A 19,218-nucleotide genomic window follows, 5' to 3' on the forward strand; every position below is an offset into this window, starting at 1 on the left:
GCGCCGCATGCGCTAGACTCGTCACTGTTAGTTATTTTTGTTATTTGCTTATTCAGCCTCCGAACGGACTCGCCATGGCCAGCAGCACACCCGAATTCATTCCCGAAACGACGCAGGACGATCCCGTCCAGTTCGCCACGCTCGACTTGCAGGGCCGCAGCCACCAGATCTCGCCCGTCTTCAATGGAATCGAACTGCAGCGCTTGCAGCGCTATGGCACGCTGCAGCGCTTTGCCGATGGCGATACGCTGTTCGAGGCAGGCAGCAGCAGCTTCGGCATGCTGGTGATACTGTCCGGACGGGTCAGCATCAAGCGCCACGAAGTGATGGGACAGGCGTCCGTCCTGCGCGAAGTGGGCGTCGGCCACTTCATTGCCGAAGTGGCGCAATTGTCCGGCCGCCCCACCCTCGTCAACGGCAGCGCCGTGGGCGCCGTGGAATTGCTCGACATCAGTTCGGAATCCCTGCGCGCGCTGATCGTGGCCGAGGCGGAGATGGGCGAGCGCATCGTGCGCGCCCTGATCCTGCGCCGCGTGGCGCTGATCGAATCGAATTCGGGCGGCCCCGTGCTGGTAGGGCCGCGCGGCAATGGCAATCTGTTCCACCTGCAAAGTTTTCTGTCGAGCAATGGCCATCCGCACACGGTGCTCGATCCGGCCAGCGATGCGGCCGCCGCCGCGCTGGCCGAGCGCTACCAGCCTACGCCGCAGGAATGGCCGCTGGTGGTCTGTCCTGACGGCAAGATCATGAAGAATCCCGGCAATGCGGAACTGGGACGCTGTCTGGGCATGCTGCCCGATTTGTCCGGTGACAAGATCTTCGACGTGTTGGTGGTGGGCGCCGGTCCCGCCGGCCTGGCCACGGCCGTGTATGCGGCCTCCGAAGGCTTATCGGTCCTGGCGCTGGAACAGCGCGCGTATGGCGGCCAGGCGGGCGCCAGCGCGCGCATCGAAAATTACCTGGGCTTTCCCACCGGTATCTCCGGCCGCGCCTTGGCGGGGCGCGCCTATGTGCAGGCGCAAAAATTCGGCGTCGAAATCGCCACCCCGGCCAGCGCCGCCAACCTGCTGTGCGACACCTGGCCCCTGCGCATCAACTTGTGCGACGGCACGCAGGTGCGCGCCCGCACGGTGGTGCTGTCGTGCGGCGCGCGCTACCGCCGCCCCTCGCTGGCCAACCTGAAAACGTATGAGGGACGGGGCGTGTACTACTGGGCCTCGCCCATCGAAGCCAAGCTGTGCCGGCAGGAAGAGATCATCCTCGTTGGCGGCGGCAACTCGGCCGGCCAGGCGGCCGTGTTTCTCTCCGGTCACGCCGCCAAGGTCCACATGGTGATCCGCGGCGAAGGCCTGGCGGCCAGCATGTCGAGCTATTTGATCGAGCGCATTGCCGCCACGCCCAACATCACTTTGCACACGCATACGGAAATCATCGCCCTCGAAGGTGACGACGACGGCTTGACGGAGGTGCGCTGGCGCAACAACCGCACGGGCGAGGAAGCCGCTTGCGCCGTGCGCCGCGTCTTCCTGTTTGTTGGCGCCGATCCGAACACGGACTGGCTGCACGACTGCGCCGTGGCCGTCGATGAACAGGGCTTTATCCGCACGGGCTTCGACGTCACGCGCGCCGAATCCCGCGCCCACGGCCACGCAATCTATCCCCCAGACTTGCCCGACCGGGCCGCGCTGGAAACAAGCGTGCCGGGCGTGTTCGCCATCGGTGACGTGCGCGCCGGTTCCACCAAGCGCGTGGCCGCCGCCGTCGGTGAAGGCGCGGCAGTTGTTTCCCAGATTCACGGCTTCCTGGCGCGGCTGCCAGCCGGCTCCGCCTGAAAATCGTGCATTGTAGAAACTGCTACAATCGGCTGTTGCCATCCCGCTGAAAGAGTCCGCATGCTCCACACCACCAGGCTTTCCTCGCGCCGCAGCATGCCCGCGGTGCCCTGACGGTGCGCCGCATGTTCGTCAAATTGCTGCTGCTGGCCACCTTGTTTGCCATGCTCAGCATCGCCGCCCTGTACAGCTACGGGCGCTTCGCCGAGCGCTCGCTGGGCGCGCCTGGCACGGCCCTGCCCGTGGCGATGGATGCCACCCTGCTCGACCGCGTGCTGGCGCCGCAACTGACGCAACGCCCAGGCCACAGCGGCACGGCGCTGATCGACGATAATCTGGAAGCCTTCGCCCTGCGCGCCCTGAGCGCGCGCGAAGCGGGCCGCAGCCTCGACCTGCAATACTACATCTGGCATAACGACGTCACGGGACGGCTGCTCGTGCGCGAACTGCTGCGCGCGGCCGACCGCGGCGTGCGCGTGCGCGTGTTGCTCGACGATATCAACGCGCGTGGCCAGGACGCCGCCATCCTCGCGCTCGACAGCCACCCGCTGATCGACGTACGCATGTTTAACCCGGGCCGCAACCGCGACGGCATCTGGTTACGCGCCACGGAAATGGCTTTGCGCGCCGTCAGCCTGAACCGGCGCATGCACAACAAGGCCTGGATCGTCGACGGCAGGGTCGCCCTCGTCGGCGGACGCAATATCGGCGATGAATATTTCGATGCCGCCGAACAAGTCAATTTCCAGGATGCCGACCTGCTGCTGGTGGGCCCCGCCGTGCAGCAGACGAGCGACATCTTCGACCGTTTCTGGAACAGCCGCGCCGTCATCCCCATCCACGCCTTGCACGCCGACAAGAACTCGGGTGCAGCGGAACTGCAGGCCGTGCGCGCCCGCCTCGACGCACTGACGGGCGAACTGGGCGCCTCACCCTACCTGCGGCAACTGACGGATGCGGGCCAGTTGCAAGCCCACCTCGATGGCCGCGTGCGCCTGCACTGGAGCGAGAAAGTGCAGGTGCTGTCGGATCCGCCGGAAAAAGCCGCGCCCGTGGCCAGTTTGCAGCGCAGCGAGCACTGGCTCATGCACAGTTTACTTCCCCTGCTGACGGAGGCGCGCGCGGAAGCGCTGCTGACTTCGCCATACTTCGTGCCCGGCGCGGCGCTGACGCGGACCCTGGGCGAAAAAGTCGCCGCCGGCGTCAAGGTCCAGGTGCTGACCAACTCGCTGGCCGCCACCGACGTGGCCCTCGTGCATGCGGGCTATGCGCGCTACCGCCAGGCGCTGCTGGGCGGCGGCATCGAACTGTATGAATTGAAGACCCAGCACCGCAAGCGCATCAGCCTGATGGGGTCGAGCCGCGCCAGCCTGCATACCAAGGCCATGGTGGTGGACGGTCAGCGGGGCTTCGTCGGCTCCTTCAACCTCGATCCCCGCTCGGCCCAGCTCAATACGGAGATGGGCGTGCTGTTCGACGATGCCGCGCTGGCGAACGACATGCGCGCGCTGTTCCACCATTCGACGGCGAGCGACACCAGCTATCGTTTGCTCCTCGACAACGGCGCCCTGCGCTGGTCCGACGCCACCGAAGTGCCCGCCAAAGTGTGGACGCACGACCCGGAAGCGGGTGTCTGGCGCCGCATGCTGGTATCCGTGATGCGCTGGCTGCCGATCGAGTCGCAGCTGTAGCCGCACATGGCATGCAAAGACTTTAATCCCGGCAAGATTGCTACCTAAAAATACTTGTTGTTTTCAAGACATGTTAGATGCTGTTTTACCAAACGCTGCTATAATCGCTTCAACGAGACACCACCGCTGTCTCTGCAATACCTTTCTCGCCCCTTCCGCGATTGAATCCAACGTTGGCCAAAAGCTCGCCGACAGACTGCAACACTACCCTGTCACTTTTGGAGCTTTATCATGCGTAACACATCTACTTTGCTGGCGCTGGCCGCCGCTTCCCTGTGCGTCACTGCCGCCCAGGCCGCCACGACCAACCTGGTCAAGAATGGCGATTTCGAACTGACCAGCAACGGCACCTCGAAACAACTGAACGAAGGCACGTACGCCCGCGCGGACCGCACCTACCTGAGCGACTGGTCCAGCAAGGGCTACAACTTCGTCTTGAACGGCAACAACATCGACGACACCAACGCCGCGACGGCGCTGGCCTTGTGGGGCCCGAATTCCTACAGCGGCCGCGGCCCGCAAAACGGCCTGGGCGTCAGCCCCACGGGCGGCAATGTGCTGGCGGCGGACTGGGATTACTTTCCCGGCCCCGTCACGCAGCAGGTGAGCGGCCTCGTCCCCGGCCAAGCCTACACCCTGAGCTTTTCGTATGGCGCTGGCCAGCAAGTGGGTTTCCGCGGCGACAATCCCGTCAATTACTGGGACGTTGCGCTGGGCAGCAGCAAGCAGCAGACGGCATCGCTGGCCAACGTCAGCCAGGGCTTCACGGGCTGGCACCAGGCCAGCATGACCTTCACGGCCACGGACAGCAGCGAATTGCTGTCGTTCATGGCCAAGGGCAGCCCGACGGGCGCGCCACCGTTCATGCTGCTCGATGGCGTGTCGCTGGTGTCGGCCGTGCCGGAACCGTCGACCTGGGGCATGCTGATCGGCGGCCTGGGCTTGCTGGGCTTTATGGCGCGCCGCCGCAAGACGGCCGTTGCGGCCTGAGACAGCAGCACTGCTTACTGCTTGATGGAATAAAATGAGCCTGCTGCACACCTTGCAAACCCAGTTGCCCGGCATCGTCATCGACGTGCTGCGCCTGAGCCTGTGGCTGGTGTTGCTGGCCGTGATCTTCGTGCCGCTCGAACGCTTCTTTGGCGAACGCCATGCGGGGCGTTCCCGTACGGAACTGTTCAGCGACCTGGGCTTTTATTTCATCAGCAGCCTGCTGCCGGCCGTCTTGCTGGCCGCGCCGCTGGCCATCATTGCCGTCGCTGGCCAGCGCTGGCTGCCGGACGCCATCCCCGCCACCTTGTCCGCCCTGCCCCTGTGGGGCAAGCTCCTGCTGGGCTTGCTGATCGGCGAAGTCGGCACTTACTGGGGACATAGACTCAGCCATGAAATGCCATGGCTGTGGCGCTACCATGCCGTGCACCACAGCACGGAACAGCTGTATTTCCTCGCCAATACGCGCACCCATCCCGTCGACATGGTTGTCACGCGCCTGTTCGGCCTGACACCGCTGTATCTGCTGGGCCTGGCCGGTCCCGGCGCGGCGGGCAGCGCCGCACCTGTGCTCTTGCTGCTGGTTGGCACCGTCTGGGGCTTCTTTATCCACGCCAACCTGCGCTGGCGCTTCGGCCCGCTGGAATGGCTGGTGGCGACGCCCGCCTTCCACCACTGGCACCACAGCAAGGTCGAGCACATCAACCGCAACTACGCCTCGACTTTACCCGTGCTGGACCGGCTGTTCGGCACCTATCACTTGCCGCGTACGTGGCCCACCGCCTGCGGCATCGAGACGCCCATGCCAACGACGCTGGGCGGGCAACTGGCTGCGCCATTCCGGCGCACTGGCAAGCCGGAAGTCCAGGCCACAGAATAAAAAAAAACCCGCGCGGCCGGTACCACGCGGGGTTTTCTTCTCGTGCTGCGCGGCACCACCACGCAACACGCCTTACAGCAAACTACAGCAACACGCTTACTTTTTCTCGGCTTCAGCCTTCTTCGCGTCGGCAGCAGCCAGTTTGGCTTCCTTCTTCGCCGCCGCTTCCGCAGCCTTGGCTTCTTTCTTGGCGGCCGTTGCCGCTTTCTTCGCGGCAGCGGCTTCCTTCTTCGTCTCGGCAGCCGTTTTCACGGGGGCGGCATCGGCGGCGGCAGGCGCAGTGGCGGCGGCAGGGACGACCTTGGCGGCAGCAGCTTCTTTTTTCGCGGCGGCAGCGGCGGCCTTGGCTTCTTTCTTGGCAGCAGCAGCTTCTTTCTTCGTTTCAGCGGCTGTCTTGGCTGGCGCCGCAGCGGTGTCGGTCGCAGCAGCTGGCTTCGGTGCGGCTTCTTTCGCTGCAACTTCCTTCACAGCAGTTTCCTTTTTTGCCGGGACAGCTTTCGCCGCCGGAGCAGGCGCCGCTGGCGCGCCGGACTTGGCCTGGCCATTCACTTGCAAGCCCGCTTCCGACAGCTTCAGGGAACTTTTCGGGCCGATGCCTTTTACGCGGGTTTCAAAATCGGCCCAATCCTTGAAGGCGCCGCCCTTGGCGCGTTCATCGATGATGGCTTTCGACGTGACGGGGCCGATGCCCTTGACGCTGTCGAGTGCCGCCTGGTCCGCCTTGTTGACATCGACCTGGGCAAAGGCAAAGCCCATCGTCGCGATCAGGGTGGCGATGGCCAGCAGTATTTTTTTGAACATGGATATCTCTCCGTAAGGTGGTTTCAAGATGACTCGAACGCAAAGGAGGAACGGCGCCTTAACGGCTTAACGGCTGGGGCGTGATACGGTTGACAAGACGGGACAGCGGAATGGTAGGAGAACCTGCGCCAGATCAAACGGACTGGCGCAGGCGAGATGCGGCATACAGCGGCATAGTTACTGCGGGAACAGCTCTTCTCGGGTGACGGTGGCCGTGCCCAGCTTGCCGACGACGATGCCGCCGGCGCGGTTGGCCGTGCGCACGGCCTCGCCCAGGCCCATGCCGGCGCCCAGCATGGCCGCCATGGTGGCGATCACCGTGTCGCCGGCGCCCGAGACGTCGAATACTTCGCGCGCATCGGTCGGCATGTGCAGCACTTCATCGGCCGTGTACAAGCTCATGCCTTCTTCCGAGCGCGTCAGCAGCAAGGCGTCCAGGCCCAGTTGCGCGCGCATCTGTTGCGCGCGTTCCGTGAGTTGCTCTTCCGTATTCCAGTTGCCGATCACGCGGCGCAGTTCCGATTTATTCGGAGTGAGCACTGACGCTCCGGCATAGCGACTGAAATCATCGCCTTTCGGGTCGACCATGACGATCTTGCCGGCAGCCCGGGCCGCCTTGATCATCTCGGCCACGTTCACCAGACTGCCTTTGGCGTAATCGGACAGTACCACCACATCATAGTGCGGCAACAGGGCATTGAATTGCGCCAGCTTGTCGCGCAGCACCCTATCGCTGGGTGCATCCTCGAAGTCGATGCGCAGCATCTGCTGCTGGCGGCCGATCACGCGCAGCTTGATGATGGTGGAAATGGCCGCATCGCGCTGCAGATAGCTGTGGATGCCGCCGCCTTCGAGCAGGCGCTCGACCTGGCTGCCGGCCTCGTCGTCGCCGACCACGCCCAGCAAACTCGTCTTCGCGCCCAGCGCGGCCGCGTTGCGCGCCACGTTGGCCGCGCCGCCGAGGCGCTCTTCGCGCTTTTCGATGCGCACGATGGGCACGGGCGCTTCCGGCGAAATACGGCTGACGTCGCCAAACCAGTAGCGGTCCAGCATCACATCGCCCACCACCAGCAGGCGCACCTGGGCCAATGCGGCCGGCGCCGTCAAGGCGACCACCTCTTGGGCGCTCATGCGCGCGTCAGGATCGAGCGGCCGATCCCGTGGTATTCGATGCCGTTCTCAGCCATGACCGCCGGCTCGAACAGGTTGCGTCCGTCAAAGATCACGGCCTGCTTGAGGCGCGCCTTGACCTGCTCGAAGTCAGGGCTGCGGAAGGCTTTCCATTCGGTCACGATGACCAGCGCATCGGCGTCCTGCAGCGCATCTTTCGAGCTGTCGGCAAAGCGCACCTTGGCCAATTGCTCCGGCGTCAGGTCCAGCTGCAGCACGCGGCGCGCCTCGGCCATGGCGACGGGGTCGTACACGGCCACGGTGGCGCCGCGTCCCAGCAAGTCGGCCAGCAGCACGCGGGCCGACGCTTCGCGCATGTCGTCCGTATTCGGTTTGAAGGCCAGGCCCCACACGGCGAAATGCCGGCCCGTCAGGTCTTCGCCGAAGCGAGTGACCACTTTGCGTCCCAGCACCTGCTTCTGCTGGTCGTTGACGGCCTCGACGGCGCGCAGGATCAGCAATTCCTGGCCGTGCCCGCGCGCCGTGCGCTCGAGCGCCTGCACGTCTTTCGGGAAGCAGGAACCGCCATAGCCGCAACCGGCGTACAGGAAGCTGTGGCCGATGCGCGGGTCGGAACCGATGCCGTGGCGCACGGCTTCGATGTCGACACCCACCTTGTCGGCCAGGTTCGCCAGTTCATTCATGAACGAGATGCGCGTGGCCAGCATGGCGTTGGCCGCATACTTCGTGAATTCGGCCGAGCGCACGTCCATCCAGTAGGTGCGTTCATGGTTGCGGTTGAACGGCGCGTACAGGCTTTTCAGCAATTCGCGCGCGCTCTCTCCGTCCGGCGTGGCGTCGACGCCGATGACGATGCGGTCGGGACGCATGAAGTCTTCGACGGCCGCGCCTTCCTTGAGAAATTCCGGGTTTGAGGCGACCGAGAACGTGGCGGCCACGCCCCGCGCGTCGAGTTCGCCCTGGATGGCGGCGCGCACTTTTTCAGCCGTGCCGACGGGCACGGTCGACTTGTCGACGATGACCTTGAAGTCCGTCATGTACTTGCCGATGCCGCGCGCGGCGGCCAGCACGTATTGCAGGTCGGCCGAGCCGTCTTCATCGGGCGGCGTGCCGACGGCGATGAATTGCATCACGCCGTGTGCGGCGGCGGCCTCGACGTCGGTGGAAAAGGTCATGCGCCCGGCGGCGCGGTTGCGCGCCACAACTTCTTCCAGGCCCGGTTCATGGATGGGGATGCCGCCGCTGTTGAGCAAGGCGACCTTCTGTGCGTCCAGGTCGAGGCAAAAGACGTCGTTGCCCAGCTCCGCCAGGCAGGCGCCGGTCACGAGGCCAACATAGCCGGTGCCGATAATAGTGATTTTCATGGATGTACCGTATGGATAAAAAGCAGGTCTTACATAGAAGTACACGCCACATTGCTCAGGGCAAGGTGACGTGTACGAATCAGTTCATGACATTGAGTTCTTCTGTGCGGCGTGGTGGGTAAGTCTCCCACTTGTTGCAGCCAGGGCAGTGCCAGTAGAACTGGCGCGCCTTGAAGCCGCAGTGGCTGCACTGGTAGCGGGCCAGCTTTTGCGTGTAGCCGTGCACGAGGTTTTTCACCATCGACAGCTCGGACCAGATCGCGGCCGGCGCATCCATCATGCGCGCTTCCAGCAGTTTATCGAGGCCCAGCAGGGTCGGCGTGCGGCGCAGCTCGGCGCTGACCAGCTGCTTCGCCGCTTCCACGCCATCGAGTTCGATGACGGCCTTGAAGACGACTTCGATCAGGTCGATCGACGACGCCTCTTCCAGGTAGGAGCGCAGCAGGTTGACGCCTTCCTGTGGACGGCCCAGCTTGGTGTAGCCATCCATCAGGCGCTGCGCCACCAGGGCCACGTGCGGCACGCTTTGCTGCTCCACGCGGCGCCAGGTGGTCAGCGCACCTTCCACGTCGCCGCGCGCCAGCAGCACGTCGCCCGTCAGGATGGTGGCGCGCACGCTCTTGCGGTCCGTCTGCAAGGCTTTTTCCAGCAGCGGCATGGCCTCGTCCGGTTTCATGTGCACGAGCGCGTCATGCGCCAGTTCACAATAGAACTGGGCGATTTCCTTCTGGCGCGCGCCGGCGCCCGATTCCTGCAAGCCCACGGCCGCTTCGATGGCGCGTGGCCATTCCTTTTCGCGCTGGTAGATTTCCAGCAGCGCGCGGCGCGCCTGGGCCGCATATTGCGTGTCGACCAGGCTGTTGAAAGTTTCTTCGGCACGGTCCAGCAGACCCGCCTTCAGGTAATCCATGCCCAGCTCGTAGGCGGCGTGGCCCTGCTGTTCCAGCGGCAGGTCCGGGCGCGCCAGCAAGTTCTGGTGCACGCGGATGGCACGCTCCGTCTCGCCGCGTCGGCGGAACAGGTTACCCAGCGCAAAGTGCATATCGGCCGATTCCGGGTCCAGCTTGACGACTTCGATGAAGGCATCGATAGCCTTGTCATGCTGCTCATTGAGCAGGAAGTTCAAGCCCTTGAAATAATTGCGCGGCAGGCTGCGCGATTCGGACACCAGTTGATGAATGTCCACACGCGCGGCAATCCAGCCCAGCGCGAAAAACATCGGGATACCCAAGAGCCACCAGAGTTCAAAATCCATGCGATTGTTTTTATTCGAGTAAGAGAGATAGGAGCGACGGCGGCGCTTACTGCGCGCTCACGCTGTCCGGTTGCGGCTGGACATTGCTGGCCACGCCAACGGTCTGCAGCGCGGCAATGGTGGTTTTTTGCTTGGTCGCTTCGCGGCGGTGACGGAACACGGTCGGCGTCAGGGCCAGTACGCCTAGGCTCGCGCCAGCGACAAAAAAGCCCAGCAGCATCAGGACCAGGGGGCCGCGAATTTCATAATTGAGAAAAACATGCAGGTCAACAACCTGCGCATTCTTCAGCGCAAAACTGAAGAACAGGACGAAAAGAACACAGCCAACGATGGTGGAGATGATTTTCATCGATACGTCCAGAAAGTACAAAAAATGCCCGTATGGCACAACCTTGGAATGCCTGACAGAAGCGTAGCGAGCGTCAGTGATTTGTGGCCAAGAAGCGCAACCGTACTTGAGTACGGTGAGCATCGCAGGCCGCAAAGCGCGACGCGCAGTAGCTTATGTCAGGTATTCTCAGCATATTAACAAAAAAAAGCGGCATCCAAGGACGCCGCTCTTTATGTCGCCTTCCAGCAGACGATTAATCCTCGATAATCGGTTGCCCGACCATCGCGTCCACGCGCTCGCGCAACTGTTTGCCCGGTTTGAAGTGGGGCACCCGTTTTTCGGGAACCATCACCTTGTCGCCAGATTTCGGGTTGCGGCCGATGCGCGGGGGCCTGCTGTTCAGGGCAAAACTGCCAAAACCGCGGATCTCGATACGCTGACCCGTCGCCAGGGCGTTGGTCATCGCATCGAGAATGGTCTTGACGGCATACTCCGCATCTTTCGCCACCAGCTGAGAATAACGCTCAGCGAGGCGGTTGATCAGCTCGGACTTTGTCATCTGCCGTATCCGCAGTCTTAGTTCTTGTTATCGAACTTAGCTTTCAACAAGGCGCCCAGGCTGGTGGTGCCCGAAGCTGCGTTGTTGTCGGTAGCTGCCATCTTCTGCATGGCTTCCTGGGTTTCCACGTTGTCTTTCGCTTTGATCGACAGTTGGATACCACGGGCTTTGCGGTCGATGTTCAACACCATAGCTTCGACGGTGTCGCCGACTTTCAGGTGCGTACCAGCATCTTCAACGCGGTCGCGCGAGATTTCGGAAGCGCGCAGGTAGCCTTCAACTTCTTCGGACAGTTGGATCACGGCGCCTTTAGGCTCAACCGATTTAACGGTACCGGTTACCAGCGAGCCTTTGTCGTTCATGGCTGCGAAGTTGTTGAATGGGTCACCTTCCAGTTGCTTGACGCCCAGGGAAACGCGCTCGCGCTCAACGTCGATGGCCAGAACGATGGCTTCCAGTTCGTCACCTTTCTTGAAGCGACGCACGGCTTCTTCGCCGGTTTCGGTCCAGGACAGGTCGGACAGGTGCACCAGACCGTCGATGTTGCCGGCCAGGCCGATGAACACGCCGAAGTCGGTGATCGATTTGATCGCGCCGCGGACTTTGTCACCTTTCTTATGGGTAACACCGAAGTCGTCCCATGGGTTGGCTTTGCACTGTTTCATGCCCAGCGAAATACGACGACGCTCTTCGTCGATTTCCAGAACCATCACTTCTACTTCGTCGCCCAGTTGGACAACTTTGTTAGGAGCAACGTTTTTGTTCGTCCAGTCCATTTCGGAAACGTGTACCAGACCTTCGATACCCTGTTCCACTTCAACGAATGCGCCGTAGTCGGTCAGGTTCGTTACTTTACCGAACAGACGGGTGCTTTGTGGGTAACGACGGGACAGACCGGTCCAAGGATCGTCGCCCAGTTGTTTCACGCCCAGCGAAACACGGTTTTTCTCTTGATCGTATTTCAGGACTTTGGCGGTGATTTCCTGGCCAACCGTCAGTACTTCCGACGGGTGACGTACACGGCGCCATGCCAGGTCGGTGATGTGCAGCAGGCCATCGATACCGCCCAGATCCACGAACGCGCCGTAGTCGGTGATATTTTTGACGACGCCGGTCACGACCGTGCCTTCTTTCAGCGTTTCCATCAGTTTCTGACGCTCTTCGCCCATCGAAGCTTCGATGACGGCGCGGCGGGACAGAACCACGTTGTTACGCTTGCGATCCAGTTTGATCACTTTGAATTCGAGGGTTTTGCCTTCGAATGGGGTCGTGTCTTTGACAGGACGGGTATCAACCAGCGAGCCCGGCAGGAATGCGCGGATGCCGTTGGTCAACACGGTCAGACCGCCTTTGACTTTACCATTGACGGTACCGACGACGATTTCGCCCGATTCCATCGCTTTTTCCAGAGCCAGCCACGAAGCCAGACGCTTGGCTTTATCGCGCGACAGGATGGTATCGCCGAAACCGTTTTCCAGCGATTCGATCGCCACGGAAACGAAGTCACCAACTTTGACTTCCAGTTCGCCGTGGTCGTTTTTGAATTCTTCGACAGGGATGAATGCTTCGGATTTGAGGCCAGCGTTCACGATCACGAAATTGTGGTCGAGGCGCACGACTTCAGCGGAAATAACTTCGCCGGAGCGCATATCTTGACGCGACAACGATTCCTCGAAGAGCGCAGCAAAACTTTCCATACCGGTAGATTCGTTAGTTGTAACAGTAGACATAGGGTTCACACAGGTTATCCAGCAGAGATCGCACGATGCGACTTAAACTGGGTTAGGTTTTTGACACACCCGGACAGGCCAGGAGCCGTCAACGGGCACCACATAGCATAAAAATCACACTATTTTGCAACTGACGCATACCATTTCAACACGGTTTCGACGGCTTCATCAGCCGTCATTTCCGACGTATCCAGGACATGCGCCCCTTCCGCGGGAACCAGCGGCGCAATCGCACGGTGAGTATCACGTTCGTCCCGCGCCTGCAAATCCATCAGAAGGTCTTCCATATTAGCAGAAAAACCCTTGTCTATCAATTGCTTGTAGCGCCGTTGCGCGCGCGCCTCGACGCCGGCCGTCAGGAACACCTTCAATGGGGCATGCGGGAAGATCACCGTGCCCATGTCGCGCCCGTCGGCCACGAGGCCCGGCGTCTTGCGAAAGCCCAGCTGCAAACCCACGAGCGCATGGCGCACCGTTGGCAATACGGCAATCTTCGACGCCGTATTGCCCACTTCTTCAGCACGGATCTGCTCGGTGACGTTTTCATGCGCCAGCAGGATCTCGCCGCCGGCAAAATGGCAAGGCAAGTGTTCGGCCAGCTTGGCCAGCGCGTGCTCGTCGCGCAAGTCCGTGCCGCGGCGCAGCGCGCTCAAGGCAGTCAGGCGGTACAGCGCGCCCGAATCGAGGTAATGAAAGCCCAGCTTGTCGGCCACGCGGTGCGCCACCGTGCCCTTGCCGGAAGCGGTGGGGCCGTCGATGGCGATGACTGGGATGTTGGAGGTCGGCATTATTTTGTCACTTTAAAAAAACTAAACCCAAAAACAAGAGCTGGGGTCAGACCCGGCGGGTCTGACCCCAAATTTGCCTTCGGTCAAATAAGACTATCTTTGGCAATCCCCGCGAATGCGGCGAAATACTCGGGGAAGGTCTTGGCCACGCATTTCGGGTCGTTGATGCGCATCTCGTTGCCGCGGCGCGCGGCGCCGTCCAGCGAGGCCAGCGAGAAGCACATGGCCATGCGGTGGTCGTCATACGTGTCGATGGTGGCGGCGGCAATTTCGGCAGGCGGCGTCACGCGCAGGTAGTCGGCGCCCTCTTCCACTTGCGCACCGAGCTTGCGCAACTCCGTGGCCATGGCGGCCAGGCGGTCCGTTTCCTTCACTCGCCAGCTGGCGATATTGCGCAAGGTCGACGTGCCGTCCGCGTACAGGGCGGCGACGGCGATCGTCATGGCCGCGTCGGGAATATGGTTGAAATCCATGTCGACGGCTTTCAATACACCATTCGAACGGGCTTCGATCCAGTTCTCGCCCATGGTGATGGTCGCGCCCATCTGCTGCAAGGCTTCGACGAAACGCACGTCGCCCTGGATGCTGTCGCGCCCCACGCCTTCCACGCGCACGGGACCGCCGCCGATGGCGCCGGCCGCCAGGAAGTACGAGGCCGACGAGGCGTCGCCTTCGACGTGGATCGTGCCCGGGCTTTGATATTGCTGGCCCGGCTGCACGGTGAACGACTGCCAGCCGTCATGCTCGACCGTCACGCCAAAGCGGCGCATCAGGTTCAGGGTGATCTCGATATACGGCTTCGAAATCAGTTCGCCCGTGACATCGATGGTCACCGCATGGTCGCGCGCCATCAGCGGCGCCACCATCAGGAGGGCCGTCAAAAACTGGCTCGACACATTGCCGCGCACGGCGATGCGCTGGGCTGCAATGTGGCCGCGGCGGATGCGCAGCGGCGGGAAGCCTTGCTCGCCCGTGTATTCGATTTGCGTGCCGACGGCGTTCAGCGCGTCGACCAGGTCGCCGATCGGGCGCTCGTGCATGCGCGACACGCCATGCAGGGTGTAGTCGCCACCGATCACGGCCAGGGCCGCCGTCAGCGGACGGATCGCCGTGCCGGCATTGCCCATGAACAGGTCCGCCTCGTGGTGCGGAAAGACGCCGCCGCAGCCTTCCACGTGGTGGATCTGGTGAGCGGTGGCCGGGTCGCCCATCAATTCATCCTGCGTCCACTTCACGCCTAGCGACGTCAATGCCGTCAGCATGACGAAGGTGTCGTCGGAGGCGAGCAAGTCGATGATCTTCGTCGTGCCCTTGGCCAGCGCGGCCAGCAGCAGCACGCGGTTGGAAATGCTTTTCGAGCCGGGCAAGCGCACCGTGCCTTCGGCATGCATCACCGGCTTCAGATCGATATGGTGGGGGTAGTGCTTGGTCTGGGTCATGCTGGAATCCTTGAGTATTTATCGTGTGGGCGCGGCCGGTACTTCCGCCGTTTCAATCGCCTCGATCCATTGCTGCCGCGCGTGCTGGGCATTCGCATACACGCCTTCAATGGCGGCGCCGTCGTTCGCGGCCAGGTGAGCGCGCAAGGTCGTCAACTGCGCCAGGTAGGCGTCCAGTTCATGCAGCAGCGCCGGCTGGTTGGCCAGGCTGATGTCGCGCCACATTTCCGGCGATGAGCCGGCGATGCGCGTAAAGTCGCGAAAGCCGCTGGCCGCGTACTGGAACAGCAGGCCTGCGTGCGGTTTGTTGGCGATGTCGTCAACCAGCGCAAAGGCCAGCAAATGCGGCAAATGGCTGACGGCAGCAAACACCTTGTCATGTTCTTCGGGGCTCAAAGTGTGCAGGATGGCGCCGCAGGCGCGCCAGGCGGCCGCCACCCGTTCCACGTCGTCCGCGGCGTTTTCCGCCAGCGGCGTGAGCACCACTTTCTTGCCTTGATACAGGTCGATGATGGCGGCGTCGGGACCATTCGTCTCGCGCCCCGCGATCGGGTGGCCGGGTACGAATTGCGCCACCTTGCCACCGAGCGCCGCGCGCGCGGCCGCCACCACGTCGCTCTTCGTGCTGCCCGCATCGGTGACGACGGTAGCAGGCTGCAGGTGCGGCGCGATGGACGCCAGGATGGCGCCCGTTTGCGCCACAGGCGCGGCCAGCAGCACCAGGTCGGCGCCATGCAAGGCTTGCGCCATGTCGCCGCCGATTTCATCGATGATGCCCAGCTCCAAGGCGCGCGCCATCGAGGCCGGCGAGCGGCCCATGCCCACCACGGTGGTCACCGCGCCCGCATGTTTCAGGGCGCGCGCGAACGAGCCCCCGATCAGGCCTACGCCGAAGATGACGATTTTTTTCAGTGCAGGCGTCGTCATATCGTCAGGCCAGCGCTTTCGTCAGCGCGGCGATGAAGATGGCGTTTTCCTGCGGCAGGCCGATGGAAATGCGCAGCCATTGCGGCAAGCCGTAGCTGCCCACGGGACGCACGATCACGCCCTGTTTGAGCAGCGCCAGGTTGACGCGCACGCCCGCTTCATCATCGTCGCCCACTTTCACCAGCACGAAATTGCCGTGCGACGGCACGAATTCCAGGCCCAGTTGCGTAAATGCCTCGGTGAACTGCTGGTAGCCGGCCGCGTTGTTGCGCGCGCTTTGCTCAAGGAATGCCTTGTCGTTCAGGGCGGCAATCGCGGCCGCCTGCGCCAGCGAGTTGACGTTGAACGGCTGACGGATGCGGTTCATCAGGTCCGTCAGCACGGGCTGGGCGATGGCAAAGCCGATGCGCAGGCCGGCCAGGCCGTAGGCCTTCGACAGGGTGCGCGACACCACCAGGTTCGGATACTGGCGCACCCACGCCGTCGACTCGTACTGGTCATCGGCCGACAGGAATTCGTTGTAGGCCTCGTCCAGCACGACGACGACGTGCGCCGGGACTTTTTGCAGGAAGGCTTCCAGCTGCGCGGCCGTCAGGAAGGTGCCGGTCGGGTTGTTCGGGTTGGCGATGAAGACCAGGCGCGTGTCGTCGGCAATCGCCGCCGCCATCGCGTCCAGATCATGGCCGTAAGCTTGCGCGGGCACGACGATGTGGCGCGCGCCCAGGCCTTGCGTGGCCAGTGCGTACACGGCGAACGAATACTGCGAGTACACGACGGATTGGCCATGCTGCACGAAAGCGTGCGCGGCGATTTCCAGAATGTCGTTGCTGCCATTGCCCAGGGTGATCCAGTCGGCCGGCACGTCATAGCGTTTCGACAGCACGGCCTTCAAGTCGAAGCCGTTGGCGTCCGGGTAGCGGCCCAGGTCATCGATGGCGGCGATCATCGCCTGCTTCGCCGATGCCGGCATGCCGTACGGGTTTTCATTCGACGCCAGCTTGACGATGGCTGCCTCGTCGAGACCGAATTCGCGCGCGACTTCCGCGATTGGTTTGCCGCTCTGGTAAGGGGCGATGGCGCGGACGTATTCTGGACCGATATTTTTAGACATGGTGTTCTTTAAAAGTTGGTGAATGATTAGGCTGGTGGTTTTTGTTGGGTTACGCTGCGCTAACCCAACCTACGGCTTATTGTAGGTCGGATTAGGCCGCAGGCCGTAATCCGACACCACCGTCGGCGTCACAAACTGACCGGATACGACCCCAGCACCTTGAAAAACGCCGCATTGCTCTGCAGCTCGCCCAGCGCCTGGGCGACGGCCGTGTCGTGCACGTGGCCTTCCACGTCGACATAGAAATAATACTCCCAGCTGCCCATGCGCGCCGGGCGCGACTCGAAGCGCGTCATCGACACGCCATGTTTCGCCAGGGGCGCCAGCAACTGGTACACGGCGCCGGCCTTGTTCGGCACGGCCAATACCAGCGAGGTCTGGTCCTTGCCCGACGGCGCCGTCTGCAAGGTGCCCACGACGGCAAAGCGCGTGCGGTTGTGCGGATCGTCCTGGATATGGCCCTTGACCACGCCCAGCTTGTACTGCGCGCCGGCCAGTTCGCTGGCAATCGCCGCCACCGTACCGTCTTCGCCGGCCATGCGGGCCGCTTCGGCGTTCGAGGCGACGGCGTGGCGCGCGACGTGCGGATAATTCTGGTTCAGCCACACCTGGCACTGCGCCAGCGCCTGCGAATGGGCGCAGATGGCCGTGACGCCATCCATGTTGCCGCTCTTCGTCATCAGGCTGTGGTGCACGGCGATCGCCACCTCGCCACTGATGATGAGGCTCGTCTGCAGCATCATGTCGAGAGTGCGGTTGACGGCGCCTTCCGAGGAATTTTCGATCGGCACGACGCCGAAGTCCGCCGTCCCCGCCTCGGCGGAACGGAATACTTCATCGATGGACGCGCACGGCAAGCCTTCGACGGCGCTGCCGAACTGCTGATACACGGCCTGTTCGCTGAAGGTACCGGCCGGACCCAGATACGCCACGGTCACGCGCTTTTCCAGCGAGCGGCAGGACGACATGATTTCGCGGAAGATGGTCTGCACTTCGCGGTCGCCCATGGGGCCGGGATTGCGCTCGGCCACGCCGCGCAGCACCTGCGCTTCGCGCTCGGGGCGAAACACGGGCGCCTGGGTTTCGGCCTTCACGTGGCCCACTTGCTGGGCGATTTGCGCGCGGCGGTTCAGCAGTTCGAGGATTTGCGCGTCGATCGCATCGATCTGTTCGCGCAGCGGTTTCAATTTATCGGTCATGGTGGTTTGTTTCGTCAGCTGTACTTCAATCATGGCCGCGCGGCCTGCGCCGGCGGCGGGCCGGCGCGGTCGTCTAGGCGACTCAGCGTCCGGCAAACTCGTTCAGATAATTCACCAAGGCTTGCACACCCTCGATCGGCATCGCGTTATAGATCGATGCACGCATGCCGCCGACGGACTTGTGGCCCTTCAGCTGCAGCAGGCCGCGCTGCTTGGCGCCGGCCAGGAATGCGTCGTTCAGACTTTCGTCGCGCAGATAGAACGGGATGGTCATGCGCGAGCGGTATGCGGGGTCGACCCGGTTCTGATAGAAGTCGTCCGCATCGAGCGCCGCGTACAGCAGCGCCGCTTTCTCAATATTACGCTGTTCCATGGCTGCAACGCCACCCTGGCGTTTGAGCCACTGGAAAACCAGGCCGGCGATATAGATGCCGTAGGTGGGCGGCGTGTTGTACATCGACTCATGTTCGGCCACGATGGTCCAGTCGAAGGCCGACGGGCAGATCGGCAGCGCCTTGCCCAGCAAGTCTTCGCGCACGATGACCAGGGTCAGGCCGGCCGGGCCGATATTTTTCTGCGCGCCGCCGAAGATGACGCCATATTGCGACACGTCGATCACGCGCGACAGGATGTGCGAGGACATGTCGGCCACGATGGTGGTCCCCGCCGGCACGCCTGGCGCCTGCTGGAATTCCACGCCGTCGATGGTTTCATTGGTGCAGATGTGCAGGTAGGCGGCGCCTGGCGTCAGCTTCCATTCGGAGACGGGCGGCACGCCCGTGAAATGGGTGGCCTTGGATGACGCGGCCACGTTCACGTTGGCATACTTGGCCGCTTCCTGGATCGACTTGCCCGACCACGAGCCCGTATGCACGAAGTCGACGGTGGCCGGCTGCTGCGCGACCAGGCCAGCCAGGTTCATCGGAATGATGGCGTTTTCGCCCAGGCCACCGCCCTGCAGGAACAGGATTTTGTAGTTGTCGGGCACGGCCAGCAGCTCGCGCAGGTCGGCCACTGCCTGCTTGTAGATGGAAATGAATTCGGGACCACGGTGGCTCATTTCCATCACCGACATGCCACTGCCATGCCAGTCCTGCATTTCAGAGGCAGCTTGCGCCAGCACTTCCTTGGGCAGGACGGCGGGGCCGGCGGAAAAATTGTAGATATGGGTCACGATACGGTCCTTGGCA

17 protein-coding genes are annotated in these 19,218 nt (G+C 62.7%); 4 read left to right on the forward strand and 13 right to left on the reverse strand.

Features of this window, described 5'->3' with window-relative positions; all coding sequences use genetic code 11:
• Nucleotides 1–74: 74 nt before the first annotated feature.
• From HWE17_RS10240 to HWE17_RS10255, 4 genes are all read left to right on the forward strand, one after another.
• On the forward strand, nt 75–1,832 hold the full coding sequence (locus HWE17_RS10240) for an FAD-dependent oxidoreductase (RefSeq protein ID WP_176388696.1): 1,758 nt from the start codon (nt 75–77) through the stop codon (nt 1,830–1,832).
• 125 nt (nt 1,833–1,957) lie between these two features.
• Nucleotides 1,958–3,523 carry a phospholipase D family protein gene (locus tag HWE17_RS10245; RefSeq protein ID WP_176388697.1) on the forward strand — a complete coding sequence of 522 codons (1,566 nt, stop codon included), beginning with the start codon at nt 1,958–1,960 and terminating at the stop codon, nt 3,521–3,523.
• Between the two features lie 231 nt (nt 3,524–3,754).
• Nucleotides 3,755–4,513 (forward strand): PEPxxWA-CTERM sorting domain-containing protein, encoded by a 759-nt coding sequence (locus tag HWE17_RS10250; protein ID WP_176388698.1) that lies wholly within the window; start codon nt 3,755–3,757, stop codon nt 4,511–4,513.
• Between the two features lie 34 nt (nt 4,514–4,547).
• Nucleotides 4,548–5,393: a sterol desaturase family protein gene (locus HWE17_RS10255; RefSeq protein ID WP_176388699.1), complete on the forward strand. Its 846-nt coding sequence runs from the start codon at nt 4,548–4,550 to the stop codon at nt 5,391–5,393.
• Nucleotides 5,394–5,489: 96 nt separating this feature from the next.
• Here the strand turns inward: HWE17_RS10255 and HWE17_RS10260 are convergent, their stop codons facing one another.
• The 13 genes from HWE17_RS10260 to serC all read right to left on the reverse strand — a co-directional run bounded on the left by HWE17_RS10260 (nt 5,490) and on the right by serC (nt 19,202).
• On the reverse strand, nt 5,490–6,194 hold the full coding sequence (locus HWE17_RS10260) for a helix-hairpin-helix domain-containing protein (RefSeq protein WP_176388700.1): 705 nt from the start codon (nt 6,192–6,194) through the stop codon (nt 5,490–5,492).
• Nucleotides 6,195–6,371: 177 nt separating this feature from the next.
• On the reverse strand, nt 6,372–7,325 hold the full coding sequence (gene rfaE1, locus HWE17_RS10265; protein WP_176388701.1) for a D-glycero-beta-D-manno-heptose-7-phosphate kinase: 954 nt from the start codon (nt 7,323–7,325) through the stop codon (nt 6,372–6,374).
• Nucleotides 7,322–8,689 carry a UDP-glucose/GDP-mannose dehydrogenase family protein gene (locus HWE17_RS10270; RefSeq protein WP_035825670.1) on the reverse strand — a complete coding sequence of 456 codons (1,368 nt, stop codon included), beginning with the start codon at nt 8,687–8,689 and terminating at the stop codon, nt 7,322–7,324. The genes rfaE1 and HWE17_RS10270 overlap by 4 nt, the downstream gene beginning before the upstream one ends.
• 79 nt (nt 8,690–8,768) lie before the next feature.
• Nucleotides 8,769–9,944, reverse strand: a complete 1,176-nt coding sequence (gene lapB, locus HWE17_RS10275) for a lipopolysaccharide assembly protein LapB (protein ID WP_176388702.1) — start codon at nt 9,942–9,944, stop codon at nt 8,769–8,771.
• Nucleotides 9,945–9,990: 46 nt separating this feature from the next.
• The gene (locus tag HWE17_RS10280; protein ID WP_034751796.1) at nt 9,991–10,293 is read right to left on the reverse strand and encodes a lipopolysaccharide assembly LapA domain-containing protein; all 303 of its coding nucleotides are present in this window, start codon (nt 10,291–10,293) and stop codon (nt 9,991–9,993) included.
• A 235-nt stretch (nt 10,294–10,528) separates the two neighbouring features.
• Nucleotides 10,529–10,834, reverse strand: a complete 306-nt coding sequence (locus tag HWE17_RS10285; protein ID WP_008446215.1) for an integration host factor subunit beta — start codon at nt 10,832–10,834, stop codon at nt 10,529–10,531.
• A gap of 17 nt (nt 10,835–10,851) precedes the next feature.
• Nucleotides 10,852–12,564, reverse strand: a complete 1,713-nt coding sequence (rpsA, locus tag HWE17_RS10290) for a 30S ribosomal protein S1 (protein ID WP_071650172.1) — start codon at nt 12,562–12,564, stop codon at nt 10,852–10,854.
• Between the two features lie 119 nt (nt 12,565–12,683).
• Entirely contained in the window at nt 12,684–13,352 is a 669-nt protein-coding gene (cmk, locus tag HWE17_RS10295) for a (d)CMP kinase (protein ID WP_176388703.1), read from the reverse strand.
• A gap of 83 nt (nt 13,353–13,435) precedes the next feature.
• On the reverse strand, nt 13,436–14,791 hold the full coding sequence (aroA, locus tag HWE17_RS10300) for a 3-phosphoshikimate 1-carboxyvinyltransferase (RefSeq protein WP_176388704.1): 1,356 nt from the start codon (nt 14,789–14,791) through the stop codon (nt 13,436–13,438).
• 18 nt (nt 14,792–14,809) lie between these two features.
• Entirely contained in the window at nt 14,810–15,718 is a 909-nt protein-coding gene (locus HWE17_RS10305) for a prephenate dehydrogenase/arogenate dehydrogenase family protein (protein ID WP_176388705.1), read from the reverse strand.
• Nucleotides 15,719–15,722: 4 nt separating this feature from the next.
• A complete protein-coding gene (gene hisC / locus HWE17_RS10310) occupies nt 15,723–16,829 on the reverse strand; it encodes a histidinol-phosphate transaminase (RefSeq protein ID WP_176388706.1) in 1,107 nt (368 codons plus the stop codon).
• Between the two features lie 128 nt (nt 16,830–16,957).
• Nucleotides 16,958–18,028, reverse strand: a complete 1,071-nt coding sequence (pheA, locus tag HWE17_RS10315; RefSeq protein ID WP_176388722.1) for a prephenate dehydratase — start codon at nt 18,026–18,028, stop codon at nt 16,958–16,960.
• A gap of 82 nt (nt 18,029–18,110) precedes the next feature.
• On the reverse strand, nt 18,111–19,202 hold the full coding sequence (serC, locus tag HWE17_RS10320; RefSeq protein WP_176388707.1) for a 3-phosphoserine/phosphohydroxythreonine transaminase: 1,092 nt from the start codon (nt 19,200–19,202) through the stop codon (nt 18,111–18,113).
• Between the last annotated feature and the right edge of the window lie 16 nt (nt 19,203–19,218).

Origin of the sequence: Janthinobacterium sp. BJB401, from assembly GCF_013372745.1 — a bacterium.
GTDB lineage: Bacteria > Pseudomonadota > Gammaproteobacteria > Burkholderiales > Burkholderiaceae_D > Janthinobacterium > Janthinobacterium rivuli.